We start from the raw sequence: 17,417 nt of genomic DNA on the forward strand, positions 1-17,417 counted from the left end.
TCCATGGCTGCCTCTGGTCACCGCAGCCTTCAGGGCTGACGGCTGCTGACGGCCTCTGCGCCCTGCTGGAACATGGCGTCGAAGCGCGGTTTGTTGGCCGCGTAATAAGCCGCTACCACCTTGTCGGACGAACTCTGCCGAGCCTCCATCATCAGTGTCTCCAGGTCCGCCTTGGGCACCGAATAGTGGGCGAAGAAATACGCCACTTCGGGGTACTGCTCGCTAAAGCCCTTGCGCGCCACGGCGTGGATTTGCTCGGCTCCGCCAAAGATCTGCTTCGGATCATCCAGGTAGCGCAACGGCCACTTGGAGAACATCCAGTGCGGGCTCCAGGCATTGACCAGCGACCATTTATCGCGTTTCAGATTGCGATCCAGTTCATTGAGCATCCCGGTCTCAGAGGACGCCACCAGCTTGTAGCCCTCAAGTTTGTACTCCTCCATGGCCTTGACCGTCAGCTTGTACTGGCCGTTACCCACTTCCGAGGTGAGGATCTTGCCTTCCAGCCTGGCCCGGACCTCAGGCTTGTTCAGGTCTTCGACGCTGGCCACTTCGCTCAACGGCACCGAACTCGGCACCGCCATGCCGATACGCCCCTCATACAGCACCCCAAGGTCTTCGAGCCGGTCTTTGTACTTGTCATAGAACGCCTTGTGCGTGCTCGGCAGCCAGACCATCGGGATCAGGTCGATGTTGCCGTTGGCCAGTGCCTGGAACTGGATGCCGATGTCAGCCATCACCAGTTTCACCGGTTGCTTGAGGCGGTCTTGCAAGGCCGTGGTCGCCAGCTTGACGGTGATCTCGGTATCGGACCAATTGACCCAGCCAATGCGCACCGGCGCCTGGTCGGCTGCCTGGGCCAGCGAAGTACTGGCGGCGAGCACAAGACTGAGCAGCGCCGCGTAGCGGGTTCTTCTGTCGGGTGAGTGAGCGTTCATCAGGCGTCTTCCTATTGAGAGGTGATAGGCAGCTTGTCTTGGTGTGAACGGCCTTGCGGTCGTGAATGGCGCGGCCCCGTGTTACCGGGGCCACGGGAATCTTCCTCTGCGCCATGCGAGCTAGATCTTATCGACGGGTTTTGCCTTGCGCAAGCAAAATGTACACCTATGTATTCTGACGTTGACACTGGTGTACATTTATCCTAATTTCCAGCCAAAGAGCCCTGATGAAGCCCACCCCGGAGCGCCCCCCCGATGTCCAGCGATCCCTTGCTGCAACCCTACAGAATCAAGAACCTGGTCCTGCGTAACCGGATCATGACCACTTCCCATGAACCGGCTTACCCGGTCGATGGCATGCCCAAGGATCTCTATCGCGCCTATCACGTGGAACGCGCCAGGGCCGGCGTGGCACTGACCATGACCGCCGGCTCCGCCGCCGTCTCCCGGGACAGCCCGCCCGTGTTCAACAATGTGCTGGCCTACAAGGACGAAGTGGTTGGCTGGTTGAAAGACCTGACCGATGAATGCCATGAGCACGGCGCAGCGGTGATGATTCAGCTGACCCACCTGGGCCGTCGCACCCGTTGGGACAAGGCCGACTGGTTGCCGGTGGTGTCACCGTCACACCGCCGCGAGGCGTCACACCGCTCCTTCCCGAAGAAAATGGAAGAATGGGATATAGAGCGCATCATCAAGGATTACGTGGACGCGGCCGAGCGCATGAAGGCCGCTGGCCTGGATGGCCTTGAGCTTCAGGCCTATGGGCATCTCATGGACCAGTTCTGGTCGCCCTTGACCAATGACCTTGATGGGCCGTACGGCGGTTCGCTGGAAAACCGCATGCGCTTCACCTTCGACATCCTGCGCGGCATTCGCCAGCGGGTGGGTGAAGATTTCCTCCTGGGCGTGCGCTACACCGGTGACGAAGAGCTGCCCGGCGGCTTCAATGCCAGCGAAGGCATGCAGGTCTCGCACATGCTCAAGGACAGCGGACTGGTGGACTTTCTCAACGTCGTGCGTGGCCACATCGACACCGATGCCGGCCTTACCGACGTCATTCCTATTCAGGGCATGCGCAACTCGCCGCACCTGGACTTCGCCGGAGAAATCCGCTCGTCGACCGGCTTCCCCACCTTCCACGCGGCGAAAATTCCCGATGTGGCCACGGCGCGCCATGCGATTGCCTCAGGCAAGGTGGACATGGTGGGCATGACCCGGGCGCACATGACCGACCCGCACATCGTGCGCAAGATCATCGAGAAGCGCGAAGAAGACATCCGCCCGTGCGTAGGCGCCAACTACTGCCTGGACCGCATCTACCAGGGCGGCGCCGCCTATTGCATCCACAACGCGGCGACCGGTCGCGAGACCACCATGCCCCACGATATTCCCAAGGCCGCAGTCAAGCGCCGGGTGGTCGTGGTGGGTAGCGGCCCGGCGGGACTGGAGGCGGCGCGAGTAGCTGGGGAACGAGGCCATGACGTGACCGTGCTGGAAGCGGCGGACCAGCCTGGCGGGCAGATACGCCTGACGGCCCTGAGCGAACGCCGGCGCGAGATGATCAGCATCATCGACTGGCGCATGGCGCAGTGCGAACGCCTGGGGGTCAAATTTCATTTCAACACATGGGCCGAGGCCGACACCGTGCAAGCCTTCGAGCCAGACGTGGTCATCGTCGCCACCGGAGGCCTGCCGCACACCGAAGTCCTGCGCGAAGGCAACGAACTGGTGGTCTCGACCTGGGACATCATCTCCGGTGACATCAAGCCCGGGCGCAATGTACTGATTTTCGACGATGCCGGGGATCACGCCGCACTGCAAGCCGCCGAAATCATCGCCAGGAGCGGCGCCACCCTTGAAATCGTCACACCCGACCGCTCATTTGCCCCCGAAGTCATGGCCATGAACCTGGTGCCCTACATGCGCAGCCTGCAGGATCTGGACGTCACCTTTACCGTGACCTACCGGGTCGAGAAGGTGCACAAGCGCGATGGTACGCTGGTTGCGACTTTTGGCAGTGATTACGGACAGGTGCACAAGCAGCGAGTCGTCGATCAGGTGGTGGTCAACCACGGCACCCTGCCCCTGGATGACCTGTACTTCGAGCTGCGCCCGCTCTCCAGCAATGGCGGAGCAGTCGAGCAGCATGACTTGATCGCCGGTAATGCGCAGCACCTCGTCACGCACCCCGAGGGGCGCTTCCAGTTGTTCCGCATTGGCGACGCAGTCTCGGCGCGCAACACCCACGCGGCCATCTATGACGCACTGCGGCTGGTGAAGGACATCTGAGACCGGAGGCCTGCGCGCAGGCCTTAGCCGCTTCTACATGCCCCGGCGTGCGATCTGCGCGCCGGCGTCCACCGCCCGCCCCACCAGCGACTCGAACTCATCATCGACCATCGACTGCAGGGCTGCCGCTGTCACGCCCCGGTACGCCAGCAACGAATCGATCAGCTGTTGCGGATCGTGTCGGGCTAACATGTGCCCGCCACCCACGACAACGCCTTGAGCAGCTCGTTGCGCGATATCCGGTGGAATGCCTGCGGCCACTGCTTGCCGTGTCAGCGCCAGTTGCAGCATGGCGGGGAATGCCGGGCCGGTTCCCGACAACGCACTGAGATAATCGACACAGGCTTCATCAGGCACTGCGTCTGCGCTGCCTACACATTCGAACAGACCTTGAATCCACAAGGCTTGCTGTTCATCCAGGCTGACGTTGCTGCACCAAGGCGTGAACGACTGCCGAATTTCCACCGCCGCATTGGGCATCGCCCGCACCACGACTTGCGCCCCGGTCGCCAGACTGATGGCTTGCGCCGACACGCCCGCCATCAGCGAGATCACCTGCTTGCCCCGAGCGTTGATGCGCAGCTCCTGAAACTGCTCCGGGCGAATCGACAGCACGACGATATCGCTCTGATCCACCAGTTGCTGATTGTCAGCGAGCAGCCGTACGCCTGACTCAAACGCAGTCACGCCCGAGCGATTGGAGATCAACAGATGCTGCGGCGCGATGAACTGACTGTCGAGCAGCGCCTCGGCCAGGGCTCGCCCCAGCCAGCCGGTACCGCCGATGATTCCCAGGGTCTTACTCGTCATCGATCGGGGTTCCCTCGAAGGTTTCAGCCAAGGGCACGAACACGCCGGGTTCTGTTTGCGCGTAGCCAAAGGTCCCGTAGAAACGGTCAAGCTCACGCCGCTTGGGCGCCTTGCCGGTAAACACGCTGACGTACTGGGGAATGCGTCTGAAGCGCACCACGATATCTTCGGTGGTCTTCATCGAGATGTAGCCGATCTGCGTGAGGTAGATCGTCCTGGCGCGTACATCGGCCCCTTCGTTGTCGTAGCCAAATCGGCGGAACATCGCCGCCAGTGCGCCTATACGCGCTTCATCGGCCAAGGCAATTTCGCCAGACACTTCATCCGACTGCAGCGCCCAGCTGCGCACCGCGAACTCGAATTGTGAGTCAAACAGCTCCGGGTTCAGCCAGCACTTGAAAACGTTGAGAATCGCCTCGGAAATACTCTCTGCGTAGCTTTCGCACTGGCTGAGCATACCGCCGGTGTTCTTATCCCGCCAACGGGCGAGCAGCGCCGCTAGCAGTTGTTCGCGGTCCTCGTAGAACCAATAGAAGCTGGTGCGGGACAAATTCAGGCGCTTGGCCAGCGGCATTACCCGCACGGCGTCCACCCCCGACTCCTTCAGCGCGTCATAGGCGGCATCCAGCCAGACATCAACCGAGCCCCGCCAGCCCGCGTCCTGCGCCTTGGTTTTCGCTCGTCCTGCCTGGGACATTGGGGTGCACCTTCTACTGAAAATTCCTGACCACTGTACACCCGCACATCCATAGCGTACATGCGATGTACATGAGCGTACATTTTAAAGACGCGCTGCACGCAGCCCTTGAAGTTATCAGAACGAGACAAACCGCCAAACGTGGGTCAGGCGGCTAATAACAAAAGCCCGCTTTCGCGGGCTCATGTGGGTGTGTGCTGCAAGTCAAGCGGTTGCACGCAGTCAGGCGCGCACCGGAATTACTTGGCCAGCCACGACTCGACTTTTTCGGAGCCGTACTTGGCTTTCCATTCTTTCAGGGTCTTGTGGTTGCCACCTTTGGTTTCCACAACTTCACCCGATTCCGGGTTTTTGTAGACTTTGACCTGACGCGGCTTGCGCGTGCCGGTTTTGGCTTCGGCAGCAGGTGCACGGCGACCGGCTTGCGGGTCGAGCAGGTTAACGATGTCTTTCAAGCTGTAACCATACTTTGCAAGGAGCGCGCGCAGTTTGGTTTCGAATTCAATTTCCTGCTTGAGGCCAGCATCACCTTTCAATGCTTCCAGCGCCTGGAGTTGTTCTGCCAGGTGTTTTTCCAGTTGGCGAAATTCTGCGAGTTTGGACATGGGAGATCTCTACGTGATGAGTTCCCTAACATTACACCAAAAAATAGAGTTTGAATTAGTTACAGATGACTTAGTTGTCATTCAACGAAAATTTGAATCCCCCAGACACTCCGTGGTCATCTATCGGGTGAGCACGAAGACGACAAAGCAGCGGAGGAATTTATGAGCCTTGCAATGACAATCTTCAGCATGATCGCCTCCTGGATGGCGATAGCTATCGCCATGTTGTGGGGAATGTTGCGGATCGCGCGCCGACATCAAGCGACAGGGGGCTGCACCCATGAACCCCACCACCCCGGACGGCCGCTACTTTGTCGTCAAAGGTCAGCTGTGGCGATGTTCAGACCCGTCGCTGGCCGCTGACAAGCGCCAACTTCTGGTCAATCAGTTGATGAACGCGCGACGCCAGGTCAAGGCTGCCAAGGCCAGCGGCGATCTCGAACAGTTGCAGTCCGCCCGGGCGGATGTCAACTCGGCCAAAGTTGCACTTGGGGAGCGTGGCCCGGTCTGGTGGGATGATGGCAGCCCCGACTACAACCGCTTTAAAGTTGCCAACACACCCTATGCCCAGTGGTACTTGGCAGGCAGTTTCTAGATACCACTGATAAACTCCAGACGCCTATCGTCGATGCAGATGTTGTGTTTGAAGCCACATTAGCAGTACCTGACGATCCGGGCACTTCAAATCAGTCGTCCATGATCAACGCCCGAGTCAGCTTCATGCTCGCGGTGAGTTTGAAACAATCATCACAACCTTTGCCCAGGAGCAGTCGTCCATGATCTTCAGCTACCCCATGCTGCTGGCCAGCGCCGGTTTGACAATGTTAGTCGTCGCCAATCAGGCGTCAGCCCAGGAAGGGCCATCGTTCAAGTGCAACGCCATAACGCCAGGCTCGATGGAAGACCTGATCTGCAAGAGTCCCGAACTGGCAACCCGGGACCGAGACTTGGCGGCCGCCTATAACCGGGCGCTGAAGAAAGCCGGCAACCGCGCCAATACCCTCAAGGCCGAGCAGCGCGGCTGGATCAAGGGGCGTGACGAATGCTGGAAATCTGATAACAAACAGGCCTGCATCCAGGACGCCTATCGCCAGCGGATGGTCGAGCTGCAAGCCGGATATGGACTGGTGCCAGCCATCGGCCCCGTGACTTTTGAATGTGCTCGGGACGGTACGCTCAGCGCGACGTTTTTCCAGACCGAACCTGCTTCGATGATGGCAACTTACAAGGGTGAGCAGTCATTGATGCTCGTCGAGCAATCGGCCAGCGGGGCACGTTACCAGGGGCGCAACGAGAGCTTCTGGGAGCATCAGGGCGAGGCACGGGTGACCTGGGGTTACGGAGCGAAGGAAATGACCTGCAAAAAACACAATTGAATGAATCAAGCCCCGCATGGCTGCAGGGCTTGATCAGGCTCAAACGGCATCAGGATTTACGCCCGCCGCCGCCATGACTGGCTTCTCCTCCTTTCTTGCCTGCTTCAGAGGCTTTTTGCCGATCGTCGGCGAAGTTTCCGCCACGACCACTGCCTTGCCCGCCGCCGGTCGACTTACCGGCCTCACCGGACTGGCGTCCGCCCGAAGCCTGGCCGCCTTTCTTGCCGGCTTCCGAGGCTTTTTCCCGGTCATTTGCGAAGTTGCCGGGTTTATCACTTCCGCTGTTAGCCATCTCTGCATACCTCTTATTGTGGGTTACGAGCGCCAGGGCTCGTATAGTTCCGAGGACAGGGGGATTCGAAAGTTTGAATAAATATGCCTGCTTCACGACGAACGGAACCGGGCCTATAGTTTCTTAATCCGGGTGAACCGATGGGGGCTCGACGGGCTTGCGACCGGAGGAAAACCAATGACCGAACACATTATTCATTTTCACTGCCAGATCGATCAGTCGACCACCGAGCGCTTTCGCGATTGCTGCCTGGAAGCCATTGAACAGGGTGCGACTTCCCTGCTGTTGAACCTGTCGACCAGCGGCGGCAGCACCAACTTCGGCTTCACGCTTTATACCTTCCTGAAATCACTGCCGGTACCGCTGTGCGCGATCAACGCCGGCAACATTGAATCCATGGGCATCATCATGTTCCTGGCGGCCGACCGACGAATCACCTCTCCTCACTCGCGATTTCTGATTCACCCGATGAACTGGTACTTCAGTCAAAGTTCGGTGGACCATCAGCGCCTGCGCGAGTACCTGTCCAGTCTGGATAACGACCTGGCGCGTTACGTGCAAATCTATGCCCTGGAGACCGCCAATGCGGATACCAAGCTGGATATTTTTCATTGCCTGTCAGCGGAGGAAAAAGTCATCGCAGCCCATGAGTCCCTGGCCTATGGCATCGCCCATGAGATGCGCCAGGTGGTCTTTGCTGAAGACATCAAGCATTGGAAAGTTAGCGGTGGGTGAGTCTCGCATCCTGAATGACCGCGGCGTCATGCAGTGTTTCCCGAGCGAGCCCGCGCTTATCTGGCGGCGTCTGCCAGCAGATGATCGACCACGGCTACCAGCGCTGCACTGGCATCTGCGCCGACTTGCAAGGTTTGCCGGTAAACACGACGTTGGCGGTCGGCGCTGGTGCCTTCGTCGAGCATGCTCCGCGCCTGGGCGAACACATCGGGCATCATTAGCTGCTGCGCCGCGTCGCCGTACAGCTGCTCGGCCCGCAACAGCCATTGCCTGGCAGAGAATGCCCGATCAAAGCCCTCCACGATGAACGCCCCATGGATACCAAATCGTTTCGCCCGCCAGCGGTTTTCCTGGACCACCCGGCGCGAGGTTGGCGAGTAACTCGCCCCGGGGCTCGCCTGCTCGATGGCACAGGCGACTAACAGGCGGAACAAGGCGGCAATACACAGGGTGTCCGCAAGCCGTGGACAGGCGTCGGTCATGCGTAATTCCAGCGTTGGGTAACACATGGCCGGGCGCACGCCCCACCAGCATTCACTGGCCTGGCGGATCGAGCCATTGCCCAGCAGCCAATTGACGTAAGCGTCATAGGCCTGCTGGTCCTCGAAGTATTCCGGCACACCCATTCGCGGCCACTCATCGCATGCTGTCTGGCGGTAACTGGCGAAGCCGCTGTCGGCGCCTTCAACAAACGGCGAGGAACAACTCAGTGCCAGCAACAGAGGCGTCCAGGGTAATACCTCGTTCATCACTTGAACGCGATCCACCGCTGCCGGCACTTCCACGTGCACATGCAGGCCCGACCAGAGGCTGCGTCTGGCGACCCATTGAAAGTCTTCAAACAATTGGCAAAAGTGCGGCTGTACTGTGGCCTGTTGCGCCCGCCAATCCGCCAGGGGATGACTGCCGGCGCTGACCAGTCCCAGGCCAAAAGGCTTCAGAACGCCGCGCAGCTTACTTCTGGCCGCTGCAAGATAGCCGGCGGCCTGGGACAGGCCCGTGAAGATCGGCGAAGCGACTTCAATTTGCCCCTGGAACATCTCGTAGGCGAAACAGCCATCCAACGCCTTGCTGCATTGCTCGATAGCGGCCGCAGGCGGCTGACCGGCCATGCATCGAGTTTCCAGGTCAGTGATGAAATATTCCTCTTCGATCCCGAACCTGATCTCACTGTTCATCAAGCCTCCCTGCCTGCCGGGACTTACCCCAACGCGGTATCAAGAAACATCATCACCCCAAAGCCCATCATCAACCCAAGCGTAGCTGGCGTTTCATGGCCGTTGCGGTGGGTTTCGGGAATCACTTCGTGGGACACCACGAAGATCATCGCCCCGGCCGCCAGACCCAAGGCTACGGGATAGCCGAGGGCGAATGCCGATGAAACGCCCAGGCCGATGATCGCGCCCAACGGCTCCATGAGCCCGGAACCTATCGCCACCAGGGCCGACTTCAAAGCCGAGATACCTGTGACCCGCAGCGCCAGCGCAATGGCAAGCCCTTCGGGAATATCCTGGATGGCGATGGCCGTGGTCAGGGGCAAACCCACCTTCATGTCGCCGTCCGCGAAACTGACGCCGATGGCCATGCCCTCGGGCAAGTTGTGCAGGGTGATGGCCAGGACAAACAGCCAGACCCGGTTGAGGCGTTCTACCTCGGGGCCGCGCCGACCGCTTTTCTGGTGCTCGTGGGGCACAAAACGGTCCAGGCCGACCATCAAGGCCACGCCCAGCCCCATGCCCAGCACCACCACCGCGGCAGACACCAGTTTGCTGCCGGTGATGGCTTCAGCGGCAGCGATGCCTGGAAGGATCAGCGAAAAGGAGCTGGCCGCCAACATCATTCCCGCCGCAAAGCCGAGCATGATGTCCTGGGTACGGACCGCGACGTCCCGCAGTACCAGTGCCATTAATGCGCCCAGTGCCGTAGCGGCAAATCCGGCGGTGCCGCCCAGCATGGCGTAATGCAGAACGTCCGAGTCGGCTTCGGTCAATGCACTGTAGCCACTGAACAGCAGCAGGCAGGTCACGACGATCAACGTCAACCAGAACAGCACCCCCGACCAACTGCTGCCACGGGCCAATTCAAGCCAGGAGCGCGAAGCGCTGCTGCTCGACGAGACGGGATCGGACATAAAAACTCCTATCGATGGTTGGCCCGCTTATTGGGCGCCCGGCAGGCGACAGGTAGCAACTGTTTTGAGCTGCGCAGCGCTCCCTGCTCAAAAGAAAGGGCACTGGTGGTGGCCACCTGAGTTGACTCATCCGGTGACTCACCGAATGCGCCGCCCACAGATATCTGAAGCAATTGCCCGTGGGATAATTTGATAAAGATTGATGGCTGGCGACCGGCGGCAACTATCCACTCGATTGCGGTCAGTCGTCGGTAGTTGCGTAACTCAATGCAAACTTTCAATCGCCCCTCTAATCTATTTGCAGCGCCCGCTAAAGACCCAACCATGGACGAGCCATGACGGCACACCCTAACTTCAAGATCGCGTTGCTGCTGAGTGGCCTGGTGCTTGCCATGGTCGGCGTCCTGACCTTTCAATTGATTCATTGGCAAGTCGCCGACAGCCGCAAGCAAGCGGCACTCTGCGAAGACGCCAAGCAGACCATGAAGAACCTTGAGATCCGCGCACGGGCGCTCGCCTCCGGCTTGACCGTGGAAGCTTATGCCAAGGCTGAAGCCGATGAAGTGGCGGCACTGATCGAGCGACTCGATGCAGCCCGTAATGATGCCGAGGTCGATGCCGTGATCGACGCGCACGCGGCAGCCCTGGAGGCCAAGGGGGCAGCCATCGACGCGCAAGTGGGGACAGGGGGTGACCAGGCGTTTCTGGAGCAGCGGTTGGTGCGCCAGCGAATCCCGGTGGACGTCAAACAGGAGTTGCGCCGCGCCGCGAAAGCCGTCAGCGACGCGTGTCACTGAGGCGTTTGCACATCCATTTCAGGGCAGCGCATCGATGCTGGCGGGTGGTTGCAGGCCGCCGCACCCAGGGCTTGGCCCAGCGATGCCAGGTACTCGCCAAAACCGCCGGTGCATTTGTAATCCTTGCGCGCGCTGGTCACCACCGGGTTGGACGCGGTCCAGACGATACGCGCACGGATGCGCTCAAGGTCGGCCACCAGGTGTACGTCTTCGTGGGCAGCCAGGTGTTGAAAGCCACCGGCGCTTTTATAAGCGGCAGCGCTCAGCCCCAGGTTCGCGCCGTGGATATGCCGGTGATTCTCGATGAACTGATAGCGCTCCAGGTAGCGGCTGCGAACGCCCTCCCCGTGCTCATCCCAGTTGTCCACTTCAACCGTGCCGCACACGGCGTCAGCCATGCAGTCGAGTTGCCGGGCGATCCAGTCGGCTGGTACAACCGTATCGGCATCCGTGAACGCCAGCCATTGCACACCCGCCTCCAGCAGTACCTCGGCCCCTGTCGCCCGCGCCTTGCCGACGTTCCTGAAAGAGGCATCGAGTGTCGGCACGTCCATGGCGCGCACCCGCGTGCCGGTGGCATCCGAACAGTCGTCCAGCACCACCAGGATGCTGACTTCGCGCCCCTGCAACTGCGGGTGGCGTGCCGCCACAAGGATGGACGCCAGGCAAGCGCTGATGTGTTGTTCTTCGTTGTGGGCGGGTATGACAACACCGATCATTGGCGTTCCCTCGGATGGGCGAAGTGTGGGCTCTGCAGTTATCGACACTTCGCGTCATCAGAAGGTTTAAAGAATGTACAGCCTCAGGCCAGCGGCCCCTGTTGCTGCTCTGGGTCCGGTCGGTCCTGCACCCACTGCCAGAACAGTTGATACCCCACTGCCAGCACTACCGGCCCGACGAACAACCCGATGATCCCGTTGGACACCATGCCGCCCAGGGCGCCGATCAGGATCACCGGCATCGGTACATCGACGCCGCGCCCCAGCAGCAAAGGCTTGAGCACGTTGTCTACCAGTCCGGCGACGAACACGTAGATGGCAAAGACGATGGTCCCGGTGCTCGCGCCCTCGGTGGTGAGCACAAAGGCAATCACCGGCAGCGTGATCAGGGTCACCGGCAGCTGCATGATGCCCAGCAGCAATACCGCCAACGCCAGCAGGCCGGCACCGGGCACGCCCTTGAAGACAAAACCCAACCCCACCAGCAGCATCTGGATAAAAGCGATGCCCACCACGCCGAGGGCCACTGCGCGAATCGTCGCCGTGCACAGCAAAGCGATTTTCGGGCCCTTGGCCGGGCCGCTAACCCGCGCGGCGATCTGCACCGCGCTGCGGCTGCCGCCTTCGCCGTACGCCATGAAAATTCCGGCGATGATCAGGGCGAAAATGAACATCAGGAAACCCATGCCGACCCCGGCCAGCTTGCTCAATAAACCGAGGCTGAAATGCTTGATCTGCGGCAGGTATTTGGCGGTCAGGTCAGGCAGGTTGGTGGAGGCCTGCAGCCAGAGTTCCGTCAGCGGCTTGCCCACCAGCGGCCAGTCGGCCACTGCGGCATTCGGCGGCGGCACATGGAAGGCGCCGTCCTTGACCAGCACCATCGCTCGCTCGACTGAGTCGGCAATGGAGGTGCCCAACAGGTAGATCGGCACCATCAGGATCACGATCGCGGCCAGCACGAGCAGGGTCGCGACGTGCCCCGGCTTGTGCCCGCCCCGCCTCATCAACCGCGTCTGCAGCGGGTAGAGAGTGATCGCCAGGATCAGCGACCACAGCATCAGGTCGCGGAACGGCCTGAAGATCTCGAAGCAGAACAGCACCAGGACGGTAATCAACCCTGCACGAATCAGCACGTCGAGCAGGGTGCGGGTCAGCGCCTTCTCGTTTATCGGGGTGGGCACCATTGATGGCTCCATGCTGGTGGCGAATAGGGTTCGCTCAGCATAGACCCACAGTGGGCGGTGTGAGAGGTCAGCGTAGTTTCAGGGGATCGACCAGCCCGGCCGCGATGGCCATGCCGACCAGGTCAGGTAAGGTGGTGGCCTGCATGCGTTTCATCACGCGGGATCGGTAGAGGTCGACGGTCTTGGCGCTGACCCCCAGTTGCTCGGCTATTTCCCGGGTGGTATAGCCTTGCACCAGTGGCACCAGCACGTCGCGCTCGCGTGGGGTGAGCGTGAGCAGTCGCGCCTTGAGGGCATCATGGCCCTGGACCCCGGAACGGTTCACGGCGCTGTTGCTGAGCGCTTGTTGCACGCTGTCCAGCAGTAACTGCTCGTTGTAGGGCTTTTCGATGAAATCGTGCGCGCCGGCCTTGAAGGCGCGCACCACGATCGGCACGTCGGCGTGGCCGCTGACAAAGATCACGGGCAGGTTCAGGCCTCGGGTGCGCATTTCTTCCTGCACGTTCAGGCCGCCCATCCCCGGCATGCGCACGTCAAGCAGCACGCAGGCGTCGAGGCTGGCATCGCAGGCGTCAAGAAAGGCAACCCCGCTGGTAAATGCCAAGGCCTTGAGGCCAACGGATTCAAGTAGCCACACCGTGGAATCGAGCATCCCCTGGTCATCGTCGACCACGTACACCACGTGCTCCATCACAGCTGCCATTGCGTTATTCCTGTTGTTGTTTGGTCGGGCCGGCAAGCGGCAAGCGGCACATCATCAGCAGCCCGCGGGGTTGGCGCCTGGCCTGCAGCGCCCCACCGAAGCCTTCGATGATGCTGCGGCTCATGGACAAGCCCAGACCCAGGCCATCGGCCTTGCTGGTGTAGAACGGCGTGAATATCTGCTCAAGTTGTGCCTCGCTCACCCCCGGGCCCTGGTCCTGCACACTGAATTCCACAGTCGCACTGCCGCACAGTCCCGCGGCCATGACGATCAGCGAAGGCTGGCCGGGATGTTGTTCGCGATTGGCATCGATGGCATTGCGCAGAATGTTGAGCAGGACCTGTTCGAGCAATACGCGGTCGGCATAAATTGGCGGCAGATTATCCGGCAGCCGATCCTCGATTGTCACTTGGCAATTGCTCGCTTCCCAGGCGCACAAGCGCACCGCCTCGCGGGCGACATCGGCGATGTCCAGGGCTTGCATGCGGCGCTGGCCCTTACGCAGGAAGGCCCGCAGGCGACGGATCACCTCGGAGGCATGGGTGGCGTGGTGGGTGATGCGCTCCAGCCCCTGGGCGACGCGTTCGGCAGCCTGGGGATTGGAGCCCAGGGACTGCAGATAACGTTGGCTGGCGTTGGCATAGTTGACCACCGCGGCCAGAGGCTGGTTGATTTCATGGGCGATGCCAGAGGCCAGTTCACCCAGGGTGACCAGCCGCGCCGTGTGCGCCAGTTCGTCCTGGTGGCGGCGCTGCTGGGTCTCGCGCAGTTCGCGTTCGGTCATGTCCCGCGCCACCAGTGAGTAATAACGCTCCCCCCCCGCCGCGCGATGGGCCAGCAACACCAGGGATACCGGAACACCCGCGCCCCCGGCCGGGGGCAGCAGCCGGGCATCGGTGCTCCACACGCCATCACGCTCGGCAGCGGCCCAGCCCTGGCGTTGCAGGCGCAGCAGGTCGGCGCTGGCAAACAGGTCCTCCATGGACGGCATCGGTTGTGGCGGGTTGATGCCCAGGATGCGACGCGCAGCGGGATTGAGGTAGGTGACGTGCCCATCGGGGTCGATGAACAGCACCGGGTCAGTATTGGCTTCGACCACTTCGGCCAGGCGGCGATTGTTTTCTTCGGCCTGGACCCGGGCGGTGATGTCACGGGAGACGCTGACCACTTCGACGACGGTGCCGGTGTAGGTCTCGCGGATGGCCCGGCTTGCGGTTTCGAACCACAGGTAGTGGCCGTCTCGATGACGAATCCGATAGGTCATGGTGTGATAACCGTCCTGCTCCAGCGCGTCACGCGCCCGTTGCACCAGGCTCGCCAGGTCCTGGCCGTGGAACAGGCCCTGGGCCATTTGCCCGCGCAGTTCTTCGGGCCAGTAGCCGAGCAGGGTCCAGGACGCGGGCGAGGCATCCAGAAAGCGTCCGTCCGGGGAGTGCCGGGAAATCAGGTCGGTGGTGTTTTCGATGATCAGCCGGTACAGGCGGCGCGCCGTGGCGGCCTCTCGCTCAGCCAGCACCTGCACGGTGGCGTCGCGACAACGGGCGAGCACGCGGTTGTCCTGAGGGTCTGGAATAAAGGTCCAGATCAGCACCTGGTCCTCGAACTGGGCTTCGACGCCTTCGATGGCGCGCTGCTGGTCGAGACAGGCGCGCACCAGCACCCGATGGTTGACCGGCAGAAAACCCAGCACGTCGGTCAGGGGTTTTTCCGCCAGCAGGGCCAGCAGCGCCGCATTAAATTCCTGCGGACGGCCCTGGGCATCGAGCAGCAGGCCCGGTTGTGGGTCGTGGCCTAATAGCGGCGAGCCACGCAACATGCCGTTGACGCTACTGAGCAGGGTCGTCAGCAAGTCGCGAACCCAACCCAGCCAGTCAAAACTCACCCCTTCGCAGACTTCCACCAGCAGCAACCCGGCCTGCCCCGGCTGTAATGCCAGGTCGAACACCTGGCCGTGGCTGATGGCAGCGCGGCGCAAGCGACCGGCCAACCAGCAATCGAGCCGACGCACTTGCGCCAGGTCCAGGCGCCCGGCAGCCGTCAGGGTCTCGAACAGCAGCCGGTCACTGGCCAGCACCGGATCGCCCTGCCCCGGCGGGAAATGCTGGGCGCCGCCCTCATGGCTGTAAATGCCGGCCAGCGGTTGCCAGCTCAGGTACACCGCACGCCGCACTTCGGGACAGTCTTGCAGGGCCCGACACAAGGCGTCGGCGCGGGCAGCCATCGGCACGCCCTCGCGTTGCAGGCGCAACCAGCTGTGCAGTCGAACAGGAGTCGGGGTCATCGCGGGTCCGCATTGGGGTGGCGTCCAAGGATATACCGGCACTGGCGACCCGGCGGCATTCATTTGGAGCAGGATGAATGCTGTATAGTACATGTACTATACGCTATAGGTTGTACTTCCATACCGATGGATGAATGTTATATAAAGCAAACCAGACATAAAAGATGCACGCGGCGGCGACGCCGACGAGCCATCTGTAGAGCTAACAATCAGCCACCGAGTACCCGAACATGTCGATCTATGAACAAGGGCTAGGCCCTTCGGCGGTCAATCACATCGCTTTGTCTCCGCTCAGCTTTCTCGAGCGCACTGCCAACATCTATCCCCACTACCCTGCCGTGATCCACGGTTCGATCCGCCGCACCTGGGCGCAGACCTACACCCGCTGCCGGCGCCTGGCGTCGGCATTGGCCGGGCGCGGTATCGGCAAGGGCGACACGGTGGCGGTGATGCTGCCAAACATCCCCGAGATGCTTGAAGTGCACTTCGGGGTGCCGATGATCGGTGCTGTGCTCAACCCCCTCAACGTGCGCCTGGACGCCGAAGCCATCGCGTTCATGCTCCAGCACGGTGAAGCGAAAGTGCTGATCACCGACCGGGAATTCCATGACGTGATCCACGCCGCCATCGGCATGCTCGACCATCCGCCGCTGGTCATCGACGTCAACGACCCGGAATACGGCGAAGGCCAGGCCGTCAGCGACCTGGACTACGAGGCGCTGCTGGCCGAAGGCGATCCGGCGTTCGACTGGAAATGGCCGGTCAATGAGTGGCAAGCCATCTCGCTGAACTACACCTCCGGCACCACCGGCAACCCCAAGGGGGTGGTCTACCACCATCGCGGGGCTTATCTCAACGCCTTGGGCAACCAGATGACCTGGGCCATGGGCAATCACCCGGTGTACCTCTGGACCCTGCCGATGTTCCATTGCAACGGCTGGTGCTATCCCTGGACCATCACCGCCCTGGCCGGGGTGCACGTGTTCCTGCGTCGGGTCGACCCGCAACGAATCCTCACCCTGATCCGCGAACATCAGGTCACTCACCTGTGCGGTGCGCCGATCGTGCTCAACGCACTGGTGAACATGCCAGAGTCGGCCAAGGCCGCGATTGATCATCCGGTCAATGCGATGGTCGCCGGCGCGGCACCGCCGGCCAAGGTCATCGGTGCAGTGGAACAGATGGGCATCAAGGTCACACACGTCTACGGCCTGACCGAAACCTACGGCCCGGTAACGCTCTGCGCCTGGCACGCCGAATGGGATGAACTGCCCCTGGACGAACGGGCGCAGATCAAGTCCCGCCAAGGCGTGCGCTACCCGACGCTGGAAGGGGTCATGGTCGGCGACTCGAAAACGCTCGAACCGACTCCGCGCGACGGCCAGACTATCGGCGAGGTGTTCATGCGCGGCAACACAGTGATGAAGGGTTACCTGAAAAACCCGACGGCCACGGCCGAGGCATTTGAAGGTGGATGGTTTCACACCGGCGACCTGGCGGTGTGTCATCCCGACGGCTACGTCGAGATCAAGGACAGGCTCAAGGACATCATTATTTCCGGTGGCGAGAACATTTCCACCATCGAGCTGGAAGGCGTGTTGTATCGCCATCCGGGCGTAATGGAAGCAGCAGTCGTTGCGCGTCCTGATGAGAAATGGGGTGAGACCCCCTGCGCCTTCATCACGCTCAAGGCCGATTACCAGGATGTGCGCGAGGCCGACATCATCAGTTTCTGCCGCGAACACCTCGCCGGTTTCAAAGTCCCGCGCACGGTGATCTTCACCCTGCTGCCCAAGACCTCGACCGGGAAGGTCCAGAAGTACGTCCTGCGCGACAGGGCCAAGGCACTCTAACCCG

17 protein-coding genes are annotated in these 17,417 nt (G+C 61.3%); 6 read left to right on the plus strand and 11 right to left on the minus strand.

Annotated elements, in window-relative coordinates; translation table 11 throughout:
- Nucleotides 1–29: 29 nt before the first annotated feature.
- Nucleotides 30–938, minus strand: a complete 909-nt coding sequence (locus tag EQV97_RS04415; protein WP_122839787.1) for a glycine betaine ABC transporter substrate-binding protein — start codon at nucleotides 936–938, stop codon at nucleotides 30–32.
- 255 nt (nucleotides 939–1,193) lie between these two features.
- Here EQV97_RS04415 and EQV97_RS04420 point away from each other — a divergent pair, with 255 nt between their 5' ends.
- Nucleotides 1,194–3,230 carry an NADH:flavin oxidoreductase gene (locus EQV97_RS04420; protein WP_225569787.1) on the plus strand — a complete coding sequence of 679 codons (2,037 nt, stop codon included), beginning with the start codon at nucleotides 1,194–1,196 and terminating at the stop codon, nucleotides 3,228–3,230.
- A gap of 33 nt (nucleotides 3,231–3,263) precedes the next feature.
- Here EQV97_RS04420 and EQV97_RS04425 read toward each other — a convergent pair whose 3' ends face one another.
- From EQV97_RS04425 to EQV97_RS04435, 3 genes are all read right to left on the minus strand, one after another.
- A complete protein-coding gene (locus EQV97_RS04425) occupies nucleotides 3,264–4,040 on the minus strand; it encodes a pyrroline-5-carboxylate reductase dimerization domain-containing protein (protein ID WP_240888499.1) in 777 nt (258 codons plus the stop codon).
- Entirely contained in the window at nucleotides 4,030–4,737 is a 708-nt protein-coding gene (locus EQV97_RS04430; RefSeq protein WP_045058577.1) for a TetR/AcrR family transcriptional regulator, read from the minus strand. The genes EQV97_RS04425 and EQV97_RS04430 overlap by 11 nt, the downstream gene beginning before the upstream one ends.
- Nucleotides 4,738–4,976: 239 nt before the next feature.
- On the minus strand, nucleotides 4,977–5,342 hold the full coding sequence (locus EQV97_RS04435) for a histone-like nucleoid-structuring protein, MvaT/MvaU family (protein WP_045058578.1): 366 nt from the start codon (nucleotides 5,340–5,342) through the stop codon (nucleotides 4,977–4,979).
- A gap of 280 nt (nucleotides 5,343–5,622) precedes the next feature.
- On the opposite strand from EQV97_RS04435, the gene EQV97_RS04440 reads away from it, so the two are divergent.
- Nucleotides 5,623–5,937 (plus strand): hypothetical protein, encoded by a 315-nt coding sequence (locus EQV97_RS04440; protein WP_225569790.1) that lies wholly within the window; start codon nucleotides 5,623–5,625, stop codon nucleotides 5,935–5,937.
- Between the two features lie 181 nt (nucleotides 5,938–6,118).
- Nucleotides 6,119–6,718 carry an MliC family protein gene (locus EQV97_RS04445; protein ID WP_240888500.1) on the plus strand — a complete coding sequence of 200 codons (600 nt, stop codon included), beginning with the start codon at nucleotides 6,119–6,121 and terminating at the stop codon, nucleotides 6,716–6,718.
- 49 nt (nucleotides 6,719–6,767) lie between these two features.
- Here the strand turns inward: EQV97_RS04445 and EQV97_RS04450 are convergent, their stop codons facing one another.
- Nucleotides 6,768–7,010 carry a KGG domain-containing protein gene (locus tag EQV97_RS04450; protein ID WP_045058581.1) on the minus strand — a complete coding sequence of 81 codons (243 nt, stop codon included), beginning with the start codon at nucleotides 7,008–7,010 and terminating at the stop codon, nucleotides 6,768–6,770.
- A gap of 177 nt (nucleotides 7,011–7,187) precedes the next feature.
- Between EQV97_RS04450 and EQV97_RS04455 the strand changes: the two genes are divergently transcribed.
- Nucleotides 7,188–7,745: an ATP-dependent Clp protease proteolytic subunit gene (locus EQV97_RS04455; RefSeq protein ID WP_045058582.1), complete on the plus strand. Its 558-nt coding sequence runs from the start codon at nucleotides 7,188–7,190 to the stop codon at nucleotides 7,743–7,745.
- Between the two features lie 56 nt (nucleotides 7,746–7,801).
- Here EQV97_RS04455 and EQV97_RS04460 read toward each other — a convergent pair whose 3' ends face one another.
- Entirely contained in the window at nucleotides 7,802–8,923 is a 1,122-nt protein-coding gene (locus EQV97_RS04460) for a carboxylate-amine ligase (RefSeq protein ID WP_240888501.1), read from the minus strand.
- Between the two features lie 23 nt (nucleotides 8,924–8,946).
- Entirely contained in the window at nucleotides 8,947–9,876 is a 930-nt protein-coding gene (locus EQV97_RS04465; protein WP_240888502.1) for a ZIP family metal transporter, read from the minus strand.
- A 335-nt stretch (nucleotides 9,877–10,211) separates the two neighbouring features.
- Between EQV97_RS04465 and EQV97_RS04470 the strand changes: the two genes are divergently transcribed.
- On the plus strand, nucleotides 10,212–10,673 hold the full coding sequence (locus EQV97_RS04470) for a hypothetical protein (RefSeq protein ID WP_225569793.1): 462 nt from the start codon (nucleotides 10,212–10,214) through the stop codon (nucleotides 10,671–10,673).
- Here the strand turns inward: EQV97_RS04470 and EQV97_RS04475 are convergent.
- From EQV97_RS04475 to EQV97_RS04490, 4 genes are all read right to left on the minus strand, one after another.
- Entirely contained in the window at nucleotides 10,667–11,392 is a 726-nt protein-coding gene (locus tag EQV97_RS04475) for a glycosyltransferase (protein ID WP_122839779.1), read from the minus strand. The genes EQV97_RS04470 and EQV97_RS04475 overlap by 7 nt on opposite strands.
- Nucleotides 11,393–11,475: 83 nt before the next feature.
- A complete protein-coding gene (locus EQV97_RS04480; protein WP_240888503.1) occupies nucleotides 11,476–12,576 on the minus strand; it encodes an AI-2E family transporter in 1,101 nt (366 codons plus the stop codon).
- 67 nt (nucleotides 12,577–12,643) lie between these two features.
- The gene (locus EQV97_RS04485; RefSeq protein ID WP_122839777.1) at nucleotides 12,644–13,279 is read right to left on the minus strand and encodes a response regulator transcription factor; all 636 of its coding nucleotides are present in this window, start codon (nucleotides 13,277–13,279) and stop codon (nucleotides 12,644–12,646) included.
- A gap of 4 nt (nucleotides 13,280–13,283) precedes the next feature.
- Nucleotides 13,284–15,560 (minus strand): PAS domain S-box protein, encoded by a 2,277-nt coding sequence (locus EQV97_RS04490; RefSeq protein WP_240888504.1) that lies wholly within the window; start codon nucleotides 15,558–15,560, stop codon nucleotides 13,284–13,286.
- 230 nt (nucleotides 15,561–15,790) lie between these two features.
- On the opposite strand from EQV97_RS04490, the gene EQV97_RS04495 reads away from it, so the two are divergent.
- Complete coding sequence (locus tag EQV97_RS04495; RefSeq protein WP_122839775.1) at nucleotides 15,791–17,413, plus strand: acyl-CoA synthetase; 1,623 nt, start codon at nucleotides 15,791–15,793, stop codon at nucleotides 17,411–17,413.
- Nucleotides 17,414–17,417 lie beyond the last annotated feature (4 nt).

This window comes from Pseudomonas sp. TMW22090 (genome assembly GCF_022496665.1).
Classification (GTDB): domain Bacteria; phylum Pseudomonadota; class Gammaproteobacteria; order Pseudomonadales; family Pseudomonadaceae; genus Aquipseudomonas; species Aquipseudomonas gregormendelii.